Source organism: Siphonobacter sp. BAB-5405 (assembly GCF_002872335.1).
In the GTDB taxonomy this organism is placed as follows: domain Bacteria; phylum Bacteroidota; class Bacteroidia; order Cytophagales; family Spirosomataceae; genus Siphonobacter.
This window is the reverse complement of the sequence record NZ_NJAG01000016.1, coordinates 153,788-175,443: the sequence shown is the minus strand read 5'-3', so window position 1 is coordinate 175,443 and position 21,656 is coordinate 153,788. Positions and strand designations below refer to the sequence as shown.

The following is a 21,656-nucleotide window of genomic DNA, read 5'->3' as shown; positions in this document are numbered from 1 at the left end:
GCTGATGTTATCACCGATGAATCGGACGCCTTCGCCCTGAATGACGTAATGAAGTTCGATTTCCGGGTGATAATGCCAGATGGTACCGAAATTAGGTTTAATGTCGTGACGAATGCTGAAAGAACTCTCCAGTTTAACGGGGACTTTGTGAAATAGAGGCTTCATGTACGCAAGGCGTTGATCGTTTTCTTAGAGGTGTGAATGCATCGGAGCGAAACTTAGAAAGTGCTTACTCCGGGATTCTGTTAAATCTTACCCTTACCGTTTCTCTTCAACCTGAACAAAACGAGCAAACATCGCTAAACTCGTGCAGCAATGTCTGTTTTATCGATGTATTTATAATGATCTGTATGACAGACGATTATAAATTTTTTTATTAAAAGATTTATTGTTCTCGATCTGAAACTGGGCGGAAGAACGTAAGGAAATACAAATATAATAATTCAAATGAATTCTATGATAATTTCCTATAATAAGTTGATAATAATGAGGACTAATTTATGATTGAAAAGTGCAAAATTTGTACTATTCAAATATATTTTACGAGTACTATCCATAAACTTTCACCCTTTGAGAGGTTTAAGCTAGCTATAGTTTGCCATGGATTGGACGCTTTTAGTCTTCATCATCTGCAGAATCGAGTAAGGGTCTTCGGGAAAATAAAGGACTTTATTTAAAAGCTGGCATAAACGCAAAATTTCGCACAGGAACTACCATACTTTCTATTTATTCCAATGAATAAAATCCTTGTAACGATTACGATGGTCGTAGGTATTAGTATGGGAGCAAAAGCCCAGAATACCCAACAGGAAGCTGAGGCCTATACGCAGACCATTACGAAACGGGCTGAGAAAATTGTTACTGCTTTACACACGCCTGATTCAGTAAAAGTTCGGGATATTATTGTAGATCAGTATCGGCAGTTGAATACGACGCATGATCTATACAATGCACAGATTAAGCAAATTAAAGCAGCAACGGATCTTTCTAAAGAAATTCAGGAAACGAAAATAAGGCAGGTAGAGGATCAACGAATGGCAGCCTTAGAAAAGGCCCATTCCGCGTACTTGTCCAAGTTAAAAAAAGTGCTTTCGGAGCAACAAATAGAGGCGGTTAAGGATGGTATGACGTACGGAGTTTTGCCGATCACATACAAGGGGTATCAGGAGATGTTACCTGATTTAACAGAAGGGCAGAAAAAGCAAATTCTTGCTTACTTAACCGAAGCTCGTGAACGGGCCATGGATGCCGAATCATCCAATAAAAAACACGCGTGGTTTGGGAAGTACAAGGGTAAAATTAATAACTATCTGTCGGCCTCCGGTATCGATATGAAACAGGCGAGTAAGGCCTGGGAAGAGCGTATTGCCCGTGAGAAAAATAAACTTAATTAAGTAACACTTCCTGCCATAATACGATGCTACTTCTTTACGCTTCAAACATCTTATGAAAAAAATTGTAAGGGTCATTTGTACATTATTGCCCGGTTTTGTGGGATGCGTAGACTATGCCTATGCGGAACCTAAACTCAAACATCCTACGGCTAGCAAAGCTTCGGCATTTATTAATACGACGGGTACCGTTCAGGACGCGAAAGGTATGCCTCTGGTAGGCGTGAGTGTGGCCATTAAGGGAACCAGCTCCGGTACCGTTACCGATGCAAAAGGGGTGTTCCGACTGAACCTGCCTACGGGTGAGGAGACCCTGATTTTCAGTAGCGTGGGCTATAAAACCCAGGAAGTAGCCGTAGCCAAACGGACGAACTTTCTGGTGCAAATGGAAGATAACGATGCCGCTCTCGATGAGGTTGTGGTGGTAGGGTACGGTACGCAGAAGAAGGTGAGTCTGACGGGGGCTGTCGCTCCGGTAGACATGAAAGCCATTCAGCAACTGCCGGTGGGTAGCTTGTCAGCGGCTTTGCAGGGCCAGTTGCCCGGCGTGAACGTCTCGGGGGGAACCGGACGGCCCGGCGATAATGGCGGGATAACCGTTCGGAACCCGATTGTACTGGCTAAAGATGGGGGAACGGTACGTCCACTTTACGTCATTGACAACGTCGTTCGTACGGAAGACGATTTTAACGTACTGGATGCTTCGGAAGTAGAAGCCATATCGGTACTGAAGGACGCCGCCGCTGCCATTTACGGAGCCCGTTCCAATCAGGGGGTGGTCGTGGTCGCTACTAAACGCGGAAAAGCCGGAGCACCGAAAGTAAATTACAGCGGTTCTATTGGGATTACGGATGCCATTCGTCTGCCCTCGATGATGAACGGGTACGAGCAGGCCACGTATTTGAACGATTACTACCGGACGCAGGGTAAACCAGCCAATGATCCGCTTTACTATACGCAGGACGAGCTGGAACATTTCCGCAATAACAGTTACAACTGGCTGGAAATGGCCTGGAAACCTGCGACACTAACCCGCCATGCGGTAAACGTCAGCGGAGGATCGGAGCGGGCTACGTATTACGCCGGGGTATCGTACAACTACCAGAATGCCAACTTCGACAATATCAATGCGAACAAATGGACGTTCCGGGCCAGTACGGACATCAAGGTAACCAAAAACCTGAGAGCCGGATTTATCCTGAGTGGAGACTTGTCGCAGCGTCGGATGTACTACCTGAAGCAGGGTGGAGAAAACGCAGAGAATGATATGCGAGGGCTATTGTACACGTCACAGTTCAATCCTCCGTACGTTAACGGTCTGCCCGTATTGCAACCCGGCGGGAACCAGAACAACCTGGAATCCTTCCACTTTTTCGAAATTCAGCGATCCAATAACTACACGGCGACCCGGAATACGGGGCTGAATGTGATGGCTAACCTGGAGTACGATATCCCGTTTATCAAAGGATTAAAGGCCCGGGTGTTGTATAGCAAGACCATGGACAACTCCTTCGGTAAGCAGTACGGTACCCGCTACAACGTCTATAACTTCAGTATGCTGGGCGAACATCGGCACATCGTAGGCGGGGATATCGTAGGAAATCCGATTCAGTTGAGAAATGGCGACCAGATTCGTCTGAATCCGGGTTACGTCGATAGCTATCAGTTCAATGGCTACCTGAATTATGACCGTCAGTTTGGGAAACATCATGTATCCGGGATTGCGTTTTTCGAGCAGTCGGAACGCCGGACGGATATGCTGGCCGGTTTGCGGGAAAACCCCATCATTGGCGGCTTAGACAACATGCGTTACGCCACCGGTGCCCAAACCGCCGAGGAAACCGAAACGGAGGCTGGGACGCTGTCGTACGCCGGACGGATCAATTACAATTACGACGATAAGTACCTGGCCGAAGTCGCCCTTCGGTACGATGGTTCGACCAACTTTGCCCCCGAATATCGCTGGGGTTTCTTCCCCTCCCTGTCCCTGGGCTGGGTGCTGTCCGAAGAACCCTTCTTTAAAAATGGCGTATCCTTTGTCGAATTCCTGAAAATCCGTGGATCCGTAGGTTTATCCGGTGGGGATGCTACCAAGCCCTATAACTGGTTGAACAGCTACTCGATTCAGGTAGGGAAAGGAGCCGTATTCGGTGGAAATAGCGATCGTCCCCTGGGCGTCGTACCCAACAACATCATGGCTAACCGGGGTATTCGCTGGGATGACAATATGAAATACAACGCCGGGATCGATGCTCAGTTTTTCAGAAATCGTCTGTCGTTTTCGCTGGATGGCTTTTACGATCACCGCTACAATATGCTGACGGCCCTGTCTTCTTCCGTACCGCTGACGGTAGGGGCGACGCTGCCTTCCGAAAACTTCTCGATTGTCAATGGCTTTGGCTTCGAACTTTCCCTGGGTTATTCGGACAAAATCAACAAGGACTGGTCGTATAAAATCAACACCTTCCTGGCCTGGAGTGACAACAAACGCATTCGGGTAGACGTTGAACGCGGCAAGCTAGGTACCTACGAAGACCCTACAGGCCGCTCAACCGATATGGGCTTACAGGGCTACGTGTACGAAGGCATGTTCCGTTCGCAGGACGAAGTGGATCGGTACCTGGAAGCCAATCCCGGTTATACCATCTTCGGCGTCGTTCCGAAACCCGGTATGCTGTACTACAAAGACATTCGCGGTCCCAAAGATGCTTCGGGTCAGTTTACGGCTCCGGATGGAAAAATCACGAAGGACGTGGATATGGATTTCCTGACGCCCAAGGAAGACAACCACTACAGCTTTGGTTTCAATGTAAGTACGACGTATAAATCCTTTACGCTGGCCGCAGTGATGGGTGGTAGTTTTGGTGGACAGGCTATGGTAGAAGGCTCCGCTCGTTCCCGGGCCCGCCCCACGGTAAACCGCCCTTCCTTCTGGACGGATCACTGGACACCGGAAAACCCGAACGCCGCGTATCCCGACCCGTTCTACGAAGATTCGTACAGTGTGGCTTCGTCGTTCTGGTTTAGGAATTCCTTCAGCTTCGCGATGCGAAACCTGAATATCAACTACGCATTACCCGCTCCTGTAGCTAAAAATATGGGAATCGGCAGCATGAGCGTGTTTCTGGTAGCGATCAACCCGATTAATTTTTACAATCCCTACACGTACAAAACGTATCAGGGAGCTTACGATTCCTATCCGACCATCCGGTCGTTTTCGCTGGGTCTGAATGTGGGTTTTTAATTGACGAACGAAATGAAAGGTATACATACACTGATGGTGGCGGGCAGTCTGCTCGGGCTGATGACCAGCTGCGAGAAAGCTCTGGATAAAACCGACCTGGGTTCCACGCCGCCGGAACTGATTTACAACGATTCTACACTAACGAACCTGAGTCTGAACTACCTCTATGATCAGAACCTGCCCAGCTGGGGCGGAACCTGGGGAACGTCCAGTAACTTATCGGATGAATCTTACGGAGAAAGTAAATACTTCGAAGGAACCATTCAGCCGAATGACGTAGCTGATTTTGGAACGGCCCTCAACAATACCAACAACTACGCCAAAATCCGGCAGTTGAATATGTTCCTGGAAGAGGTCAGCAAAGGAGCACTACAACCGTCCACTAAAAACCGCATGAAAGCTCAGGCTTTCTTTTTCCGGGCCTGGCGGTATTTCGATCTGGTACGGATCTACGGGGGCGTACCCCTGATCTTAACGCCGCAGTATGCGGTAGGCGTGGAGGCTAAGGAAGGAACCTTTGTCCCCCGGAATACGACGACGGAAACTTATACGCAGATTACGGCCGACCTGGATTCGGCGATGCGGTACCTGCCCAATACCTGGACTACCTCCGATTGGGGCCGGATTACGAAAGGAGCCGCCGCCGCACTTAAGGCTCGGGTGTTGTTGTACGCGGCTAGTCCGCAGTTCAACCCCGGCGACGTCAAGAGCAAGTGGCAGGCAGCGTATGACGCCAGCGTACAGGCCAATGCCATTCTGACGGCCAGTGGCTACAAACTGAATGACTCATTTGATCAGCTATGGTTCCAGGAAGTGAATAACCCGGAAGCCGTTTTCATTACGGGTTTTAATACGAACTCAGGCGGTCAGTTGAACAAAAATAACGGATACGATAATTCGACCCGCCCCTCTTATACGGGCACGGGCGGTGGCTCGAACCAGCCTTCCTGGGAACTGGTCAAAGCTTTCCCGATGCTGGACGGCAAGAAGCCCGGCGAATCGACGAAGTACGCGTATTCGGATACGCTGTTCTACAAAAACCGGGATCCTCGCTTTGGCAAAACCATTGCCTACAACGGTGCCACTTGGCCCTTGAATGGTAATACGAACTACCGCCTCTGGACGTATTTTGCCGGTGGAAAAACCGTCGAGCAACGGGCCAGTAACACGGGTTTTTACACGCGGAAGGCCATTAACCCCAGCCTCGCAATTGGTGAAGTTCAATTTGCTGGTACGGACTGGATGGAAATTCGCTTTGCCGAAGTGCTGTTGAATCTGGCGGAAAGTGCGGTAGGGGCAGACCGACTCGACGACGCCTACACGCAATTGAAAGCCATTCGCAAACGGGCCGGGATCGAAGCGGGTACCAATGGTTTGTACGGATTAAAGGAAAACATGACCCGGTCGGAACTCTTTGAGGCCATTCTGCACGAACGCCAGATTGAGTTTGCCTTCGAAGGAAAACGTTTCTGGGATCTGCGACGCTGGAAACTGATCGAAAAAACGCTGAACGGTAAACGCCGAACCGGAGTAATCATCAACCTGAAAACGACCGGTGTACCCGCTGATTTTGCGAATAATCGTAACAACATCAATCTGGACGAGGCGTATCAAAAGTACTTTACGATCTCGTTCAAGGATATGGATACGCGGTATACGATCAACTGGAAGCCGGAATATTACTTCTTTGCCATTCCACAATCGGCGATCGATAATAACCCGAGACTCATCCAGAATAACACCTGGGGCGGATCTTTCGATCCGGTGCAGTAGTGCGAGATTTAGTCGACCTACAACAACCCGGAGGCTTCAGGCCTTCGGGTTGTTTGTTTAGAGGGCTTGTCTGGAGGAGGATTTCCGGGTTACGGTGCATGGCATAGGGGGGCGGGTGCAAGCACCCCCGCATTTCCGGGGCTATTGCTGTTGAACCCCTTCGGGGTTGAGTGTTCGTTTGAAAAAGTGAAGTGATAAGTTTCAAAACGTGTTCCTACCCTCTGACAATTTCCAAGGGCCTATCCATTCCAGATTTATTTTAGAAATCCGATAGAGTCAGCGGACGCGTTGTCCGTAGCATTTGCTACGGACGTGTAAGTTGGTAGGCTGTGCCTACCTGGCTGGTCAAGCACCTCGCATACGAGGTTATGTATATTGAACTCCTTCAGAGTTGGGGTGATCGTTTGAAAGAAGGGTAGCAGTGCCCATTTCGCAGCTTTCGGATTTATAATTTCATGAATTGAAAATCCACAACAGGTAGGTTACTGATTACAAATCAGGAACAGCAAGAACAGCGAAGGAATACGAGTTAGTGGAGAGCAAGGCTATTACCGAACCCCGGAGGGGTGTAACCCATGGACATCGGTTACACCCGTGGACATCATTACTCCGCTCTTTACACGCTTCGTAATTGCTCTATAGCATATACAACCAGCCATTTTTTTGCATAAAATAGCTCCACGCTGAAAACGAAGCATCCGCTATTAATAAATTCAGCCACTAATTAACTGATACGAATTCCCCAAGGATATGAAAATACTTCTTCGGTCTGTCTTTACCCTATCGGTACTAAGCGTCTCTACGGCGTATGGTCAACTGACCAACTACCAGGTCTGGAACGGACAAAGCAATGGTCAGCTCGTGTTACGTCGCTGGCAACAGGAAGGAAAAAACTATTACTGGATGGTCAACCCGAAAACGCTGGAGACAACCATCGCACCGGATGTGGTCGTGCAGCCGCTGGAACCGCAGGCTGTCTCTCGTACCATCTCGGGTACTGCCTACGGTCGGGCGTTGAAGCAGGAACAGCTGCGGGAGGGGCCATTGCAAGACGCTGGAATCGAACGTACCAATGTCAATGAAAAAGGCTTTAGTCTAACGATGGATTTATGTCCTTCCCACAAACCGTTAACCCGTTCCGTATTTGAAGACCTCATCGCCGCCTTCGAACCCGAAGAGAAGCCCATACCGCTCACCATTACCATCACCGGACTCTGGATTCAAACCCACGAAGATGACCTGGAATGGCTGAGAAGCCTCGAAAAACGCGGTGACTTACGCATTACCTGGGTGAACCATTCCTTTCACCATTACTTCAATCCGAAGCTGCCCCTGACCCGCAATTTTCTGTTAAAAAACGGTACAAACATTCAGGATGAAGTGTTACAAAATGAACAGGCCATGATTACTCACGGATTACTGCCTTCCATCTTTTTTCGCTTCCCTGGCCTGATTTCAGACCGATCCATTTTCGACGAAATCCTCAAGCTGGGTTTGTTACCGCTCGGAAGCGACGCCTGGCTGGCGAAAGGACAAATACCCCAGAACGGGAGTATCGTTCTGATTCATCCGAACGGCAACGAACCCATCGGTATCGCCGATTTTGTGAAATTGGTGAAAAGCAAAGCTTCTTCTATCCGTAAGAAAGACTGGCTGCTATATGATTTACCCGCCAGTCTGTCGAAATAGAATCATTTACTCTACACTCAACGCGTATACGGCAAAGGAAGCCAGCCAGTGTTCGCCACCGTAATTGCCCGCTGCCACGTGCGGTAAGGTTTTACTAAGGTGTTCGCTGGCACTATCAAGCAGCAACTGACGACGTTTATCCTGTTTCGGCAGGGCAGAAGCAATGCCCTTCATGCACCAGGCCCGGCTCAGGCAAAGACCATCGAGGTGAACGATGGAATAATCCGTACGGTCGCTTACGAAAGGAAGCTTGGTCACCGTGTTCAGACTTTCCTTGCTTAAGTAGCGATCGAACCAGTTCAGAAAATCCTTGGCAGGCAAAACCCGACGCATCAGATCGCAGACTTCCAGCGAAGGCGACAGAAAATCCGTACCGTCGGGTTCCTGATAACCCGGTGCATTGGTATTGCCGCCGTAGTAATCTTTGCTTCGCTGAATGATTAGTTTTTCAAACGCCGTATCCTTGACAGTTCGGGCGTAATCCAAGGCAAACACCAGACCAAAAGCCGTATTGGGGTGCACGCCCGTGCGATTCGGATAGGTTTGTTTGGGTAGAAAGTTTTTCCAGAGCGTCAGGATTTTGGCCGTGAGGGGCTGAAGATTCCGGTGCCAGACTTTCGCCTGCGGGTCGTTCCAGGTTTGCAGCTCTTCGTCTAGTTTCAGCAACCAGGCCCAGCCGTAGGTACGCTCAAAGCCTTTCGCCAATTTGTAAGTATCGAAATACGCCGCTTCCGCCTGTAGGCGTGAGGCCTGAAAACTTGAATCCAGCACAGCCCGAATGGCCGACTGCTCCGGCAATGTTGGAAACGTTTTCAGCAATCGTACCAGCATCCAGTGCCCGTGTACGGAGGAATGCCAGTCCAGACAACCGTAGAAGGAAGGGTGTAATTGCTGAGGCGTCAGTTGGAGATCCGACTCAAATTCGTACGTATGATTGGGCTTGTTGGGGAGTACCTGCGTGATACAATGCAGGGGCAGGCTCGCTAAATGGGAAGCCTGAGCTTCGGTTAAAGAAGGGGTCTGAGCCAGCACCTGACCACTCATCGCCAGACCGGCCAGGAAGATACCGTATTTCATTGCGTTCATTAAGGAAAAGAAACGGGCCCCAAAAGCGGTTGCCCGGATGCGTTACAAGTTATCACCGTAACGAATCCGGGCAATGCAGCAATGAATAAAATCAGATCGTTGAAGGTAAAAATGGTTGTCGGTTGAACGTTTTGCGACTGGATACGCCACTCATCCTTTCCTCACACACGGGGGACGAGCGTAAAAAACTAACGAGAAACTTTTGCGGGCTGGGCGGTTGGCGGCGTTTGTTGAGCTGCCTGAGCGTTACGATTGGGTTTATAAATAGCACCCGTGGCAAAATCAACAATGAGTCCCGGCCAGAATAAAATAATATCGGCAATCAGGGCACCGGTACGAACGGCTCGCTGGGGTTCACCCGCTCCCGGTTTACGTCGTTGATGATCGGTAATGCGTCCGCCAAAAACGGTGGCACAACTACTCAGCGAACCGGTAAGCGTAAGGGTACACAGTCCCAGTACAAGGTACTTTTTGAGGGCTTTCATGATAAACAAAACAATTTTAGGTTGAAGGAAACAGGGGAATAGTCGCTGGATTCAATCTCACGCGATAGTGGCCTATATAGAGAGGTTTCCGCCAGCGACCTTACAAAAATGGCTGAACGTTACTGCCCATTCCAGAACAAGCCGAACCAGGTGCCAGCAATACGGGCTGAAGTGTATAAAACGGAGAATGAACTGTAGAGAATACGGAAGCCAAAAAAGGAAAAACCCCGGATCCATTACCTAAAGCAGGAATGAATCCGGGGTTCTAAAAAAAACGAAATAGGACTATACCCAGTCTACGCCCTTGCGTAACCAGGCCAGTGTCTGAGCTTCGGCACTGCCCGGCTCGGGGTGATGATCGTATTCCCAGCGGGCCAGGGGAGGTAAACTCATGAGAATGGATTCCGTACGACCATTGGTTTCCAAACCGAATTTGGTACCCCGGTCATGGACCAGATTAAACTCAACGTACCGACCCCGCCGCAGGAGTTGCCAGTCGCGTTGAGCTTCGGTGTAAGGCTCGTCCCGATGTTTCAACATCAGGCTGGTATAAATCGGTGCAAACGATTCGCCAATAGCCTTTGTAAATGCAAACAGGTGTTCTTTACTCTGCGTTTCGGAGGGTTTTAAATAGTCGTAGAAAATTCCTCCAATACCCCGCGTTTCATCGCGGTGCGGCGAAAAGAAATAGTCGTCCGCCCAGTTCTTAAATTTGGGATAGTACTCCGGTGAAAAGCGGTCACAGGCTGCTTTCAATTGCTGATGAAACCAGCGGGCATCCGCTTCGTTGACGTAATGAGGGGTCAGATCGATGCCCCCGCCAAACCAGCAGCTTCCCGTCGAAAGCTCAAAGTACCGGACGTTCATGTGGATGATGGGTACATTCGGATTTACCGGATGTTGTACAATCGAAACACCCGTAGCAAAGAATTCCGTTCCTTCTTCCACACCCAGCGAAGCCCGCATTTTTGGATGGATTTCACCCGATACCGCGGAAAAACCTACGCCTCCTTTTTCAAGTACGGCTCCATCGGCAATGACCCGTGAGCGACCGCCGCCGCCGCCGGGACGTTCCCAGTGATCTTCCCGGAACTGGGCCTTCCCATCGGCTTTTTCCAGCTCCTGGCAAATGTGATCCTGCAATCCCTTGAAGTACTCGGAAATCTGATGTTTATCAATCATGCGTTTAATTAAAATTCAGGGTACTGTCGGGTCTGGGTTCCACGATGGGCGGAGCAAAAAGATCTTCCAGCGAATCATTTGCAAAGTAATTCGTGGTATCACTTTGAATCGGAGCGTACCAGGTCTGGCAGGATTTGTATTCCTTCGTAACAATCAGATTCAACTCCTGTTCGGTCGGGAATGGTTTAAGGGTATACGCTCCGCTATTCAGAATACGCAGCATGAAATCCTTATAAATCGGCAGGGCCGTTTGGGCTCCTTCCCCGCGTCGACCTTTGAAGTGAATACTTCGGTCATCGCCCCCGACCCAGACGCCCGTTACCAGATCGGTGGTTACGCCCATGAACCAGCCGTCGGAATAGTTGGATGTAGTACCCGTCTTACCCCCAAAAGAATCGTACAGGGTCTGCCGCGATACGCCTTTAGGGTTGAATTGCCAGAGTAATCGGGAAGAAGTACCACCGCCCGTGATACCGCCCTGCAACATGTTACGCAAGAGAAAAGCTGATTCCGGACGAATGACCTGCGTACGGTTTTTCACGGCGGTATCTTTGAAGTCGGCCAGTACTTCGCCATCGCGATCTTCAATGCGGATGACGAGTTGCGGCTCAATCCGGAACCCGCCGTTGAGGAACGTAGCGTAGGCCTGTACCATTTCGTACAAGGACACGTCTTCTGAGCCCAGACCCACCGAAGGAACGGGCTGAATCCGGCTCTTGATGCCCAGCTTATGGGCGTACATGGCTACCGTATCGGGTGTAACCAGATCGGTTACCTGGGCGGCTACCGAGTTGATGGAACGGGCCATGGCTTCGCGTAACGTCATGTCACGATAGGTGAAATAGCCTTCCGCGTTTTGGGGCGACCATTTTTTGACTTCACCCTTTTCTTCGTACACTTTCGTGAAGGGCTGATCTTTCACCTGATAGCAGGGACTCAAATTCCGGGGGCCATCAATCGCCGAGCAGTACATAATCGGCTTAAAGGTCGATCCGGGCTGACGCTTGGCCTGCCGCACGTGATCGTACTTGAAATAATTGTAGTCCAAACCACCTACCCAGGCCTTGATGTAACCCGTTTGGGGATCCATCGCGAACATACCCGCCTGTAGCATCCGTTTGTAGTACGACAGAGAATCCAGTGAGGAAAACTCCTGTTCAGCACGGGTAATCTGCGGTTCGTCGTCGGTTCGGGCTTTGTCATTCCAGGCAAAAACGCGTACCGGATGTTTTCTGTTTTTCAGGTAATACCAGACGGAATCGGGCTGATTAGGGTAGCGTTTGGCCAAAGCCTTGTAGGCTTCCGTGCGTTTCGCCGCGGAGTCCAGAAAGTTAGGAATTTCCTGACCATTCTCGTAAATCCAGGGGTTGCGGGAGCCCCAGTGTCCTTTAAATTCCCGCTGGGTTTTCCGCATGTTGCTAACCAGAGCCTTGATGGCATCCGACTGCATGCGGGAGTCGATCGTCGTGTAGATTTTCAGACCATCGGTGTACAAATCCACGCGTTCGTCGTTGGCCTCGGCCCATTTGGCCACGGCTTCGGCAATGTATTTTTTGAAATAACCTTCGTAACCCACGGCTTCTTCTTCCTGCAGGGCTTTTTCGCGGTCGGTACGCACGCCCAGATCAAGGCTTGCGATGGAATCCGACTGAGCGGCGGTCAGGTAGCCGTACTTGGCCATCTGAGCGAGTACCACGTTCCGGCGTTCTTTGGATCGTTCCGGATTCAGGAACGGGTTATAGGTAGTTGTTGCTTTCTGAAGACCGACCAGTACCGCACCTTCCTGTACACTCAGGTCCTGGGGTTGCTTGCCAAAATACACGCGGGCCGCCGTCCGGATTCCGTAGGTGTTGGAACCGAAATCGACCGTATTGAAGTACATCAGCAGAATATCCTGTTTGGAGTATTGTCGTTCGAGTTTCATGGCCGTAAGCCATTCCTTCGACTTAATGACAAATAGACCCAAAACCGGAATGGAGCCAAGCAAACCTTTACGGCCAATGCCCTGCTTCTTACGAATCTTAAAGAGGTTTTTCGCGACCTGCTGGGTGATGGTCGAACCACCGCCGCGTTGATTACGTGTGAGAACTCCGTATGCCACACGACCCATGGCCGGCCAGTCAATACCGCCGTGTTCGTAGAAGCGGGCATCTTCGGTAGCAATCAGGGCATCGACGATGTGTTTGGGAAGTTCATCGAAGTTCCGTACGGGGGTACGGTTTTCGGTGAAAAAGCGACCGATGGGTTTACCATCCGCCGTGTAAATTTCGGAGGCTACGGCCAGGTCAGGGTTGGCAAGTTCTTCGGTACTGGGGGTTTCGCCGGTGAGGTACAGGAAGTTCGTTTCCAGTACAAACCAGTATACCAACAGCAGTACGACGAGATTGATACCAAAACTGGCAATGCGACCCGGCCAGGGATGTTTGCGGCGGAAGGCCCGGTACGGAGCCCGAACCCGGTGTAGCCAGAAGTCGGATACATTGGTTTCGAAGCGTACATAGGGCTGTCCGATGATTCGTGCCAGCAGCATACGAATCAGGCTCCAGAGCTTACTAAAGATCCAGACGAAGGGAAACGTAATGATTTTCCAGAGCGTACTGAAAAAGACGCGTATTTTTTTCATGCGTGCGTAATAGACCTGCCAATGGGCGGATGGGGCGAAGTTAAACACTTCCCAGCAAAAAATAAGCCCTTCCGATATTAACTCGGAAGGGCTACTTTTTATTTTATCCGCCAGAGGCGTTGATTTTCTTAGGCTTCAGCAGGGCTGCAAAATTCTTCGAAAACCATTTCCAGATGCTGAGCAATTACTTCTGCCGGACGACCTTCAATGTGGTGACGTTCGACGAAGTGTACCAGTTCACCGTCTTTGAACAGAGCAATCGCGGGTGAGCTGGGGGGATAAGGTAACGTGTACTCCCGAACTTTCGCCGTAGCTTCCATGTCCACACCCGCAAAAACCGTCGCTAAACGATCGGGTTTGAACTGGGAATTATTCACTGCGTATTTCACACCGGGACGAGCCGTACGGGCCGAGCAACCACATACGGAGTTGATGAATACCAGCGTAGTACCTTCTTCGGCTTCCGCCATCGTTTGGTCTACTTCCTGAGCCGTGTGTAATTCTTTGAAACCACCTTCCGCGATATCCATTCGCATCGGCAGTACTAATTCAGCAGGGTACATTGACATTGCTTGATGATTTATTAAGTGATTAGACTTTTATTGGTTGATTGATACTGGTTGATCGTTGCTGGTTGTTTGTTAATGGTTGTTACTAGTTGCCTGATTCACTAGTAACAAACAACCTAAAACTAACAACTAGAAACCATGCTACATGAATCCTAACTCCAGTTTGGCCACGTCCGACATCATGTCCTGACTGTACGGAGGATCGAACGTTAATTCAACGGATACGTCGGATACGCCTTCGATTTCGCGGACTCGCTGTTCTACCTCTCCTGGAATTTCACCCGCGGAAGGACAAGCCGGCGAGGTCAGCGTCATGAGTACATAAACGTTATTAACCGGAAAGATTTTAATGTCATAAATCAGACCCAGCTCGTAGACATCCACGGGAATTTCAGGGTCATATACGGTTTTCAGGGCAGCTACTACCTTGTCCCGTAATTCGGATTCAGTCATGGGATAATTATGTTTGGAGTTTGGAGTTTAGGGTTTGGAGTTAATGACTACTGATCAATAAACTGCTACTACAGGCCAACGCGGTATCTTCGAACACAAACCTCGGAAGCCCCAACTCAAAACCCTAAATTCCAAACGTATTAATTCTATGTGAAGCTCGGAAGCTCTAACTCAAAACCCTAAACCCAAAACGACCTAACCTTTCTGTAAAGCACTAAACGCCAGACCGTAGGTTTTCATTTGCTTGACCATGGACGCCAGCCCGTTGGAACGGGTTTGGGCCAGGTGTTGCTGTAAACCTACTTTTTCCATGAAGTACAGGTCCGAATTGACAATTTCATCGGGCGTGTGACCCGAGTATACCCGCACCAGCATGGAAATCAGACCTTTAACGATAATCGCGTCGGAGTCAGCCGTAAAGATAACCCGGTCGCCCTGCAGTGCTGCGTGGAGCCATACCCGGCTCTGACAGCCTTTGATGATATGATCCTCGGTTTTATACTGCTCGTCCAGGGGCGTCAGTTTCTTGCCAAGATCAATGATGTATTCATATTTCCCTTCCCAATCGTCGAACAATTCAAACTCTTCGATGATCTCGTCCTGGGTTTCGTTAATAGTCATATCTGGTAGTTGTTGGTTGATAGTGGTTGGTAGTTTTAAGTTGATCGAATCAGTGGAAATCATCAACGAACAACCAATAACCATCAACTAAATTACGCCATGAGCTTTTTCACTCGCTGCAAACCGGCGACTAATTTATCGATTTCTTCCATCGTGTTGTACATCGCAAATGAGGCACGGGTTGTTCCGAGAATGCAGAAACGGTCCATGACAGGTTGCGTACAGTGGTGACCCGTCCTCACGGCAATGCCCTGCTGATCAAGAATGATCCCAATGTCCTGATGGTGCACGCCTTCCAGTACGAAAGACAGTACCGAAATTTTTTCCTTCGCCTGACCAATCAGCCGAATGCCGTCCATCTGACCAATTTGCTCGGTCGCGTATTGCAGCAACTGATGTTCGTAAGCCGCAATGTTCGGTTTGCCAATGCTGGTGATGTAGTCAATTGCCGCTTTCAGGGCTACCACATCGGCGATATTGGGAGTACCGGCTTCGAATTTGTAGGGCAGGTCGTTGTACGTCGTTTTCTCGAACGTTACTTCCTTGATCATTTCTCCACCGCCCATATAGGGAGGCATGGCTTCGAGTAAAGCCCGTTTTCCGTACAGCACACCCAGTCCGGTCGGACCGTAGATTTTATGAGCTGAAAGAGCGTAGAAATCCGCGTCCAGGTCCTGCACATCGATGTCAAGGTGGCTACTGGCCTGTGCTCCGTCAATCAGAACCACGGCACCGGCTGCGTGAGCTTTGGCAATGATTTCCTTGACGGGATTGACCGTTCCCAGGGAGTTGGAAGCGTGGTTGACGGCTACAATCTTCGTGCGTTCAGAGAGCATACCTTCGAACGTGTAGAGATCAAGTTCACCATTTTCCAGTACAGGAATAGCCCGGATGGTCAAGCCTTTTTCGCCCGCCAGCATTTGCCAGGGAACGATGTTGGAGTGGTGCTCCAGTCCGGAAATGATAATTTCGTCGCCTTCTTTGAGAAAGTGCCGTCCGTAGGTCTGAGCCACAAGGTTTATACTCATGGTCGTACCTGACGTGAAGATGATTTCTTCCGCCGAAGGAGCGTTCAGAAAATCCCGAACGGCCCGACGTGAGGCCTCAAAATCAGCCGTCGCTTTTTCCGCCAGCGTGTGAATACCCCGGTGAATATTGGCATTGTAGCCCCGGTAGTAATTCATCAACGCTTCAATCACTGGAATCGGCTTTTGCGTAGTCGCGGCGTTATCGAAATAGACCAGCTTACGGCCATTGATTTCCTGATCCAGAATCGGAAAGTCAGCTCGTATGCGTTCGATGTCAAAAGGAATCGTGGAGGTTGTGGTCATCATGGTGGGAATCGTTTCTCCGTCAATCTTAGATATAATCAAGATTTTAGGAAAAGAGTTTCGGTTGGGCGTGGAAACTACGCATTCACTTTCGGAAAAAAGCGAATCTAAAAAAACGACCGAAACGAAGGGTGAATAACACAAGCCATCGTTTCGGTCCGTTTGTTACCGTATACCCGTAGATTACACTTCGCCTACTTTCTTGGCGAGGGCGTTTTCCAGGTACTCGCGAATGGCCGGAATTTTGATTCGTTCAACCACGTCTTCGGCAAAGGCCAGCATCAGCAGAGCCCGTCCTTTTTCTTTGGGAACTCCGCGGGATTGCAGGTAAAAGAGAGCCTCTTCGTCCATCTGACCCGTCGTCGTACCGTGCGAACACTTCACGTCGTCGGCGTAGATTTCCAGCTGGGGCTTGGTATTCATCGTAGCTTCAGGGGAAGCTAGTACGTTCTTACAGCTCTGGTAGGCATTGGTTTTCTGAGCATCCTCGCGTACGAAGATTTTGCCGTTGAAAACACCCGTAGCCTGATCAAAGATGATGCCTTTGTACAATTCGTTCGAGTACGAATTGGGCATGGCGTGATCAACCAGCGTATGGTTATCGATGTGCTGTCTGCCGTTGGGCAGATACAGACCGTTCAGGTGAGCTTCTACGTGTTCACCGTTCAGGACCAGGTTCAGGTTGTTCCGTACCCAGCCGCCGTTGAGCGTTACCGTCGTATCGTGCGTCTGGCTGGCCCGGCTGTGTTGTACCTGCGTAGTGCCGATGTGATAGGCTTTCTGCGTTTCGTCCTGAACCTTGTAGTGATCGAAATGAGCTTCTTCACCCACAAATGCTTCGGTCACCGTATTGGTAAAGGAAGAAAACTCACCCAGCGTACGAAATGATTCTGCCACTTTCACTTCCGCCCGATCTCCAACGATAATCAGGTTGCGGAGCTGAATGGCTACATTCTCGGTACGGGCGTCGGAAATGAAACGGAGAATAATCGGCGTTTCAACCACTTTGCCTTTGGGTACGTAAATGAACGCTCCATTCTGAGCAAACGCCGTATTCAGAGCCGTGAAGGCATCTTTGGAATCGTCGGCGTACTGGGCAAAATGTTTTTCTACCAGTTCGGGATACTTTTTGTATCCTTCGGTAAAGGGCAGAATCTCTACTTCTTCCGAAGGCGAAACAATCGTCGAAAGCTGGGGCTGATACTGTCCGTTTATAAAGTAAAGAATATTTCCTGCCAGGTTCGGTATTTGGAGGGAAACCAGATCTTCGTCCGTAATAGAGGCCACCGGCGTAATATTAAATGCCTGATTGACCAGATTTTTAACGTTCGAATATTTCCACTCTTCGTGCTTGATCGTTGGGAATCCCAGCTGCTCAAAACGCGTCAGGGCCTGCCGCCGCCGCTGGTGTAGCGAACTGCGACTTTCGCCGTTCATACGCGTTTCATTCAACTGAAACTCGGCAATCAACTGGGCTTTAAAATCAATCGGAGTAGTCATTAAAGTTGGTGGATCGTCATTCGTAACGAATTCGAATGAATAACACGTTTAGAAATAAACTCGACGAAAGCGTACGCTTGGGTTAGACCAGAGCATCCACTTCTGCCTTGATCCAGTCGTAGCCTTTTTCTTCCAGTTCCAGAGCCAGTTCTTTCGTGCCGGATTTCACGATACGGCCTTTGTAAAGCACGTGTACGAAGTCAGGAACGATATAATCGAGTAAGCGTTGGTAGTGCGTAACGACAATGAACGAACGCTCGCCATCGCGTAGGGTATTTACGCCTTCAGCGACAATACGCAGGGCGTCAATGTCCAGACCGGAATCCGTCTCATCCAGAATACCCAGTTTGGGTTCGAGCATCGCCATCTGGAATACTTCATTCCGTTTTTTCTCACCGCCGGAAAAGCCCTCGTTGAGTGAACGGCTCAGCAGAGACTGATCGATATTGACCAGTTTCATCTTTTCCTTCATGCGTTTGAGGAAGCTGACGGCATCCAGGGGTTCCTCGCCCCGGTACTTACGGATTTCATTAAGAGCCGTTTTCAGAAAGTTCGTCGTCGAAACGCCGGGAATTTCTACCGGATACTGAAATGCGAGAAAAATGCCTTCTGCGGCCCGTTCCTCGGGAGCCAGTTCCAGCAGATCTTTGCCATCAAATTGGACCGTGCCTCCGGTTACGTCGTAGTCTTCGCGTCCAGCCAGTACAGAGGCCAGCGTACTCTTGCCCGAGCCGTTGGGTCCCATAATGGCGTGAACTTCACCGGGTTTCACTTCGAGATTGATGCCTTTCAGAATCTGCTTCTCTCCAATGGATGCCTGAAGGTTCTCTATTTTAAGCATAGCTGCTATGTCAAGGTAAATGTTTCAAAGTGCAAAGGTACAGGTTCTTCCGCAAAAGAATGCTGTCTATGAAGGGATAACTTGCTTTTCAACGGATTGGTTCTCTTTGCGAAAGGGAAGAAAAAGGGATTTGAAAATTTTTTCTGGGTTTAAACGAAATAGGGCCTGTTTTGGCACGAAAGGCCGAATTTCTTGTTTTTGAAGTGTCCGGGAAGCCTCTATCTTGCGGGCCGAGTAATCAAGTTTTGCGGGGAGAATGGTCGATGAATAGGCAAACAAAGCCCGCGTTTACGGACGCAATGGGCTGATAGCAACTCCCGAGTAAAACCCCAAACTAGTAAACCGTATGCAACCCATTTTTGTCGCCAGTGAAGTAGGCACGCTTCAGCGGCTACTCATTCACAGTCCCGATTCCGGGTTAGGGAAGGTGGTACCTTCCAAAGCTCAGGATTGGCTTTTCGAGGATATCGTTCATCTGGATACCATGCGGAAAGATGAGTACGATTATTACGTAAAAATTCTACTGTACTTTCTGGATCCGGAAAAAGTAAAGGGAAAGATTGCCCAGATTGACGCCGATCCGAAACGTTCCTTCTATAAACCCGATCACCCGGAGTATTTCAATTCCGACAAAGTCATTGAGTTCCAGAAACTACTGGCCGATATTCTGGAACAGGAAGCCATCAAGACCAAGTTGATTGCGGCGATTTGTGCCGTGGAGCACGAGTGGTACAGCACCCAGGCCGAATTGAATGAGTTATCGCCCGTGGACCTGGCCAAAACGCTGATTTCGGGTACTACACCCAGCGGAGAAATGCTCTTTTCTCCCGTACCCAATCTTATTTTTACGCGGGATATTGGCATTACCATCAATGACCATTTGCTGTTGAACAAACCGGCTAAACAGGCCCGTACCCGCGAAGCTCTGCTGGCTCAGTACATTTTCTATACGCACCCGATTTTTGAACCCCTACGCGGAAAAATCATCGAGTTGCCCGACAATGAGTTGTACTTTCTCTTACCCGACAACGAGAAAAATTACAACAAGACCACGCTCGAAGGCGGGGATGTGATGATGGTGGCTCCCAATCACCTCGTCATTGGGGTATCGGAGCGAACGACCGTTTTTGCGGCTCAGCAGTCGATTAAGATTTTGTTCGAAAAAAATGTAGTTGATAAAATTACGGTCGTCCGGATTCCATTCAAGCGGGATTACATGCACCTGGACACGGTCTGTACGCAGGTCAAGAAAAACGTCTGGGTCGTGCTCGGCTCGCTACTGAAACAGGGTCGGCACGCGGAGGATCAGATTGACCCGACCATGAGCGGACTCATTCCGCCCAAAGCGGACGAAGATGTGAAGATTGTTCAGTTCTATAAAGATGGTACTTCGCCCAAAGAACTCGCCAGCCTGGAGGAACTGCTCACGCAGATTAGCGTAGAAGATCTGGGCTGTCGCGAAGAAGAGGTTACCTTTATTTTTTCGGGAAATAACGAGTTTCCTTACGGAGCCCGCGAGCAGTGGACCGACTCTTGTAACCTGTTAGCACTAAAAGAAGGCGTAGTGATTGGCTACGACCGGAACGATAAAACACTGGAAGCGTTTCGGCAGAAAGGCTTCCGAATTATTCGGGCCGCGGATCTGATCCAGGAATTTGAAAAAGGCCTCAGCTCGCCCGAAACCCTGACGGACACGTTTATTTTGTTACCCAGTGCCGAATTATCCCGGGCTCGCGGCGGCTCGCACTGCATGTCGATGCCCATTTTAAGAAAGTAATAATCCTAGTACCTGAAACGAGCCTTTCTGTAGTACAGGCAAACGCAAACCATGAGAACACAGTCCACCTCTAATTTATTAATGATCCGGCCCGTACGCTTCGGGTTCAACGAACAGACGGCCTCGTCTAACGCGTTTCAAAGCCTAAGCGTAGCCGATCAGACCAAGGCTATTGCTCAGACTAAAGCCCTCGAAGAATTCGATGAAATGGTACGGCTGCTGCGGGCCAAAGGAATGAACGTACTGGTAATTGATGATACAGAGGAGCCGCATACGCCCGACTCTATTTTTCCGAATAACTGGGTCAGTTTCCACTTCAACGGAACGGTCATTACGTACCCCATGCAGGCGGAAAACCGTCGACTCGAACGCCGGGAAGATATTCTGCGTAAAATCGAAGAGCAGTTTTACATCAATCGTCGCGTGGACCTGACGGCGTTTGAAAACGAAGGGAAGTTTCTGGAAGGAACGGGTTCGATGGTGCTGGACCGCAAGTACAAAATTGCGTACGCCTGCCTCTCGCCCCGGACGCACGAAGAAGTACTCGATGCCTTTGCTCTACAAATGAACTACGAGGTGGTCAAGTTCAATGCGGAAGATGAAATGGGGCGGCCCATTTATCATACCAACGTCCTCATGTGCATTGGGGATCTGTTCGCCGTCGTTTGTCTGGACGCCATTCCGGATCCGGACGAGAAGTTTATGGTGCGGAGTTCGCTCGAAACCTCGGGTCGGCAGGTGGTTGAAATCTCGCTGGAACAGATGAAACACTTTGCGGGGAATATGCTGCAGGTACGCACGAACAAAGGCGAACAGGTGCTGATGATGTCTACGAAGGCCTACGAAAGTCTGACCGCCCGGCAAATTGATTCGCTGGATGACTACTGCCAGATTTTACATACCGACTTAAGCATCATTGAAGGCAACGGGGGTGGCTCGGCCCGCTGCATGATTGCCGAAATTCACCTGCCAATGAAGTATTGATTCAGAATAGTTTCAGGCGTTTATGTATCTTCCCGAAAGCTTCCGGTTTTCGGGAAGTTTTGTTTAGATTCCCCGCATGGCATACGGGGCTAATGACAGGAAACCTC

At 49.7% G+C, this 21,656-nt stretch carries 16 protein-coding genes; 6 read left to right on the top strand and 10 right to left on the bottom strand.

The annotated features are described in order from the left end of the window. The first annotated feature begins 734 nt into the window (after window positions 1-734). The 4 genes from BWI97_RS15040 to BWI97_RS15025 all read left to right on the top strand — a co-directional run bounded on the left by BWI97_RS15040 (window position 735) and on the right by BWI97_RS15025 (window position 8,097). Entirely contained in the window at window positions 735-1,394 is a 660-nt protein-coding gene (locus BWI97_RS15040) for a DUF3826 domain-containing protein (RefSeq protein ID WP_102201573.1), read from the top strand. 52 nt (window positions 1,395-1,446) lie between these two features. Beyond that, window positions 1,447-4,635 carry a TonB-dependent receptor gene (locus tag BWI97_RS15035; RefSeq protein ID WP_102201572.1) on the top strand — a complete coding sequence of 1,063 codons (3,189 nt, stop codon included), beginning with the start codon at window positions 1,447-1,449 and terminating at the stop codon, window positions 4,633-4,635. A gap of 12 nt (window positions 4,636-4,647) precedes the next feature. After that, window positions 4,648-6,408 (top strand): RagB/SusD family nutrient uptake outer membrane protein, encoded by a 1,761-nt coding sequence (locus tag BWI97_RS15030; RefSeq protein ID WP_102201571.1) that lies wholly within the window; start codon window positions 4,648-4,650, stop codon window positions 6,406-6,408. A gap of 750 nt (window positions 6,409-7,158) precedes the next feature. Continuing rightward, complete coding sequence (locus BWI97_RS15025) at window positions 7,159-8,097, top strand: polysaccharide deacetylase (RefSeq protein ID WP_102201570.1); 939 nt, start codon at window positions 7,159-7,161, stop codon at window positions 8,095-8,097. Window positions 8,098-8,103: 6 nt separating this feature from the next. Here BWI97_RS15025 and BWI97_RS15020 read toward each other — a convergent pair whose 3' ends face one another. The 10 genes from BWI97_RS15020 to sufC form a co-directional block, all read right to left on the bottom strand. Next, the gene (locus tag BWI97_RS15020) at window positions 8,104-9,174 is read right to left on the bottom strand and encodes a DUF2891 domain-containing protein (protein ID WP_094808802.1); all 1,071 of its coding nucleotides are present in this window, start codon (window positions 9,172-9,174) and stop codon (window positions 8,104-8,106) included. Window positions 9,175-9,371: 197 nt separating this feature from the next. Continuing rightward, window positions 9,372-9,668, bottom strand: a complete 297-nt coding sequence (locus tag BWI97_RS15015) for a hypothetical protein (protein WP_102201569.1) — start codon at window positions 9,666-9,668, stop codon at window positions 9,372-9,374. 285 nt (window positions 9,669-9,953) lie between these two features. Continuing rightward, window positions 9,954-10,850: an oxygen-dependent coproporphyrinogen oxidase gene (gene hemF / locus BWI97_RS15010; RefSeq protein WP_102201568.1), complete on the bottom strand. Its 897-nt coding sequence runs from the start codon at window positions 10,848-10,850 to the stop codon at window positions 9,954-9,956. 4 nt (window positions 10,851-10,854) lie between these two features. Next, the gene (locus BWI97_RS15005; protein WP_102201567.1) at window positions 10,855-13,473 is read right to left on the bottom strand and encodes a penicillin-binding protein 1A; all 2,619 of its coding nucleotides are present in this window, start codon (window positions 13,471-13,473) and stop codon (window positions 10,855-10,857) included. A 128-nt stretch (window positions 13,474-13,601) separates the two neighbouring features. Further along, entirely contained in the window at window positions 13,602-14,036 is a 435-nt protein-coding gene (locus tag BWI97_RS15000) for a BrxA/BrxB family bacilliredoxin (RefSeq protein ID WP_102201566.1), read from the bottom strand. A 147-nt stretch (window positions 14,037-14,183) separates the two neighbouring features. Continuing rightward, a complete protein-coding gene (locus BWI97_RS14995) occupies window positions 14,184-14,495 on the bottom strand; it encodes an SUF system Fe-S cluster assembly protein (protein ID WP_094808761.1) in 312 nt (103 codons plus the stop codon). Window positions 14,496-14,690: 195 nt separating this feature from the next. After that, the gene (locus BWI97_RS14990; protein WP_102201565.1) at window positions 14,691-15,116 is read right to left on the bottom strand and encodes a SufE family protein; all 426 of its coding nucleotides are present in this window, start codon (window positions 15,114-15,116) and stop codon (window positions 14,691-14,693) included. A 92-nt stretch (window positions 15,117-15,208) separates the two neighbouring features. Further along, the gene (locus BWI97_RS14985; RefSeq protein WP_369826595.1) at window positions 15,209-16,447 is read right to left on the bottom strand and encodes a SufS family cysteine desulfurase; all 1,239 of its coding nucleotides are present in this window, start codon (window positions 16,445-16,447) and stop codon (window positions 15,209-15,211) included. A 183-nt stretch (window positions 16,448-16,630) separates the two neighbouring features. Continuing rightward, window positions 16,631-17,947, bottom strand: coding sequence for a Fe-S cluster assembly protein SufD (gene sufD / locus BWI97_RS14980; RefSeq protein ID WP_102201563.1), 1,317 nt, complete (start codon window positions 17,945-17,947; stop codon window positions 16,631-16,633). Window positions 17,948-18,029: 82 nt separating this feature from the next. Further along, on the bottom strand, window positions 18,030-18,788 hold the full coding sequence (sufC, locus tag BWI97_RS14975) for a Fe-S cluster assembly ATPase SufC (RefSeq protein WP_094808757.1): 759 nt from the start codon (window positions 18,786-18,788) through the stop codon (window positions 18,030-18,032). Between the two features lie 346 nt (window positions 18,789-19,134). Between sufC and BWI97_RS14970 the strand changes: the two genes are divergently transcribed. Continuing rightward, window positions 19,135-20,565 (top strand): arginine deiminase family protein, encoded by a 1,431-nt coding sequence (locus tag BWI97_RS14970; RefSeq protein ID WP_102201562.1) that lies wholly within the window; start codon window positions 19,135-19,137, stop codon window positions 20,563-20,565. A gap of 51 nt (window positions 20,566-20,616) precedes the next feature. Continuing rightward, window positions 20,617-21,549 carry a citrulline utilization hydrolase CtlX gene (gene ctlX / locus BWI97_RS14965; RefSeq protein WP_094808755.1) on the top strand — a complete coding sequence of 311 codons (933 nt, stop codon included), beginning with the start codon at window positions 20,617-20,619 and terminating at the stop codon, window positions 21,547-21,549. Window positions 21,550-21,656: the final 107 nt, after the last annotated feature.

Coding starts and splice junctions, on each gene's coding strand:
- BWI97_RS15040 (WP_102201573.1), top strand. CDS start 735: ATGAATAAAATCCTTGTAACGATTACGATGGTCGTAGGTATTAGTATG.
- BWI97_RS15035 (WP_102201572.1), top strand. CDS start 1,447: ATGAAAAAAATTGTAAGGGTCATTTGTACATTATTGCCCGGTTTTGTG.
- BWI97_RS15030 (WP_102201571.1), top strand. CDS start 4,648: ATGAAAGGTATACATACACTGATGGTGGCGGGCAGTCTGCTCGGGCTG.
- BWI97_RS15025 (WP_102201570.1), top strand. CDS start 7,159: ATGAAAATACTTCTTCGGTCTGTCTTTACCCTATCGGTACTAAGCGTC.
- BWI97_RS15020 (WP_094808802.1), bottom strand. CDS start 9,174: ATGAAATACGGTATCTTCCTGGCCGGTCTGGCGATGAGTGGTCAGGTG.
- BWI97_RS15015 (WP_102201569.1), bottom strand. CDS start 9,668: ATGAAAGCCCTCAAAAAGTACCTTGTACTGGGACTGTGTACCCTTACG.
- hemF (WP_102201568.1), bottom strand. CDS start 10,850: ATGATTGATAAACATCAGATTTCCGAGTACTTCAAGGGATTGCAGGAT.
- BWI97_RS15005 (WP_102201567.1), bottom strand. CDS start 13,473: ATGAAAAAAATACGCGTCTTTTTCAGTACGCTCTGGAAAATCATTACG.
- BWI97_RS15000 (WP_102201566.1), bottom strand. CDS start 14,036: ATGTACCCTGCTGAATTAGTACTGCCGATGCGAATGGATATCGCGGAA.
- BWI97_RS14995 (WP_094808761.1), bottom strand. CDS start 14,495: ATGACTGAATCCGAATTACGGGACAAGGTAGTAGCTGCCCTGAAAACC.
- BWI97_RS14990 (WP_102201565.1), bottom strand. CDS start 15,116: ATGACTATTAACGAAACCCAGGACGAGATCATCGAAGAGTTTGAATTG.
- BWI97_RS14985 (WP_369826595.1), bottom strand. CDS start 16,447: ATGACCACAACCTCCACGATTCCTTTTGACATCGAACGCATACGAGCT.
- sufD (WP_102201563.1), bottom strand. CDS start 17,947: ATGACTACTCCGATTGATTTTAAAGCCCAGTTGATTGCCGAGTTTCAG.
- sufC (WP_094808757.1), bottom strand. CDS start 18,788: ATGCTTAAAATAGAGAACCTTCAGGCATCCATTGGAGAGAAGCAGATT.
- BWI97_RS14970 (WP_102201562.1), top strand. CDS start 19,135: ATGCAACCCATTTTTGTCGCCAGTGAAGTAGGCACGCTTCAGCGGCTA.
- ctlX (WP_094808755.1), top strand. CDS start 20,617: ATGAGAACACAGTCCACCTCTAATTTATTAATGATCCGGCCCGTACGC.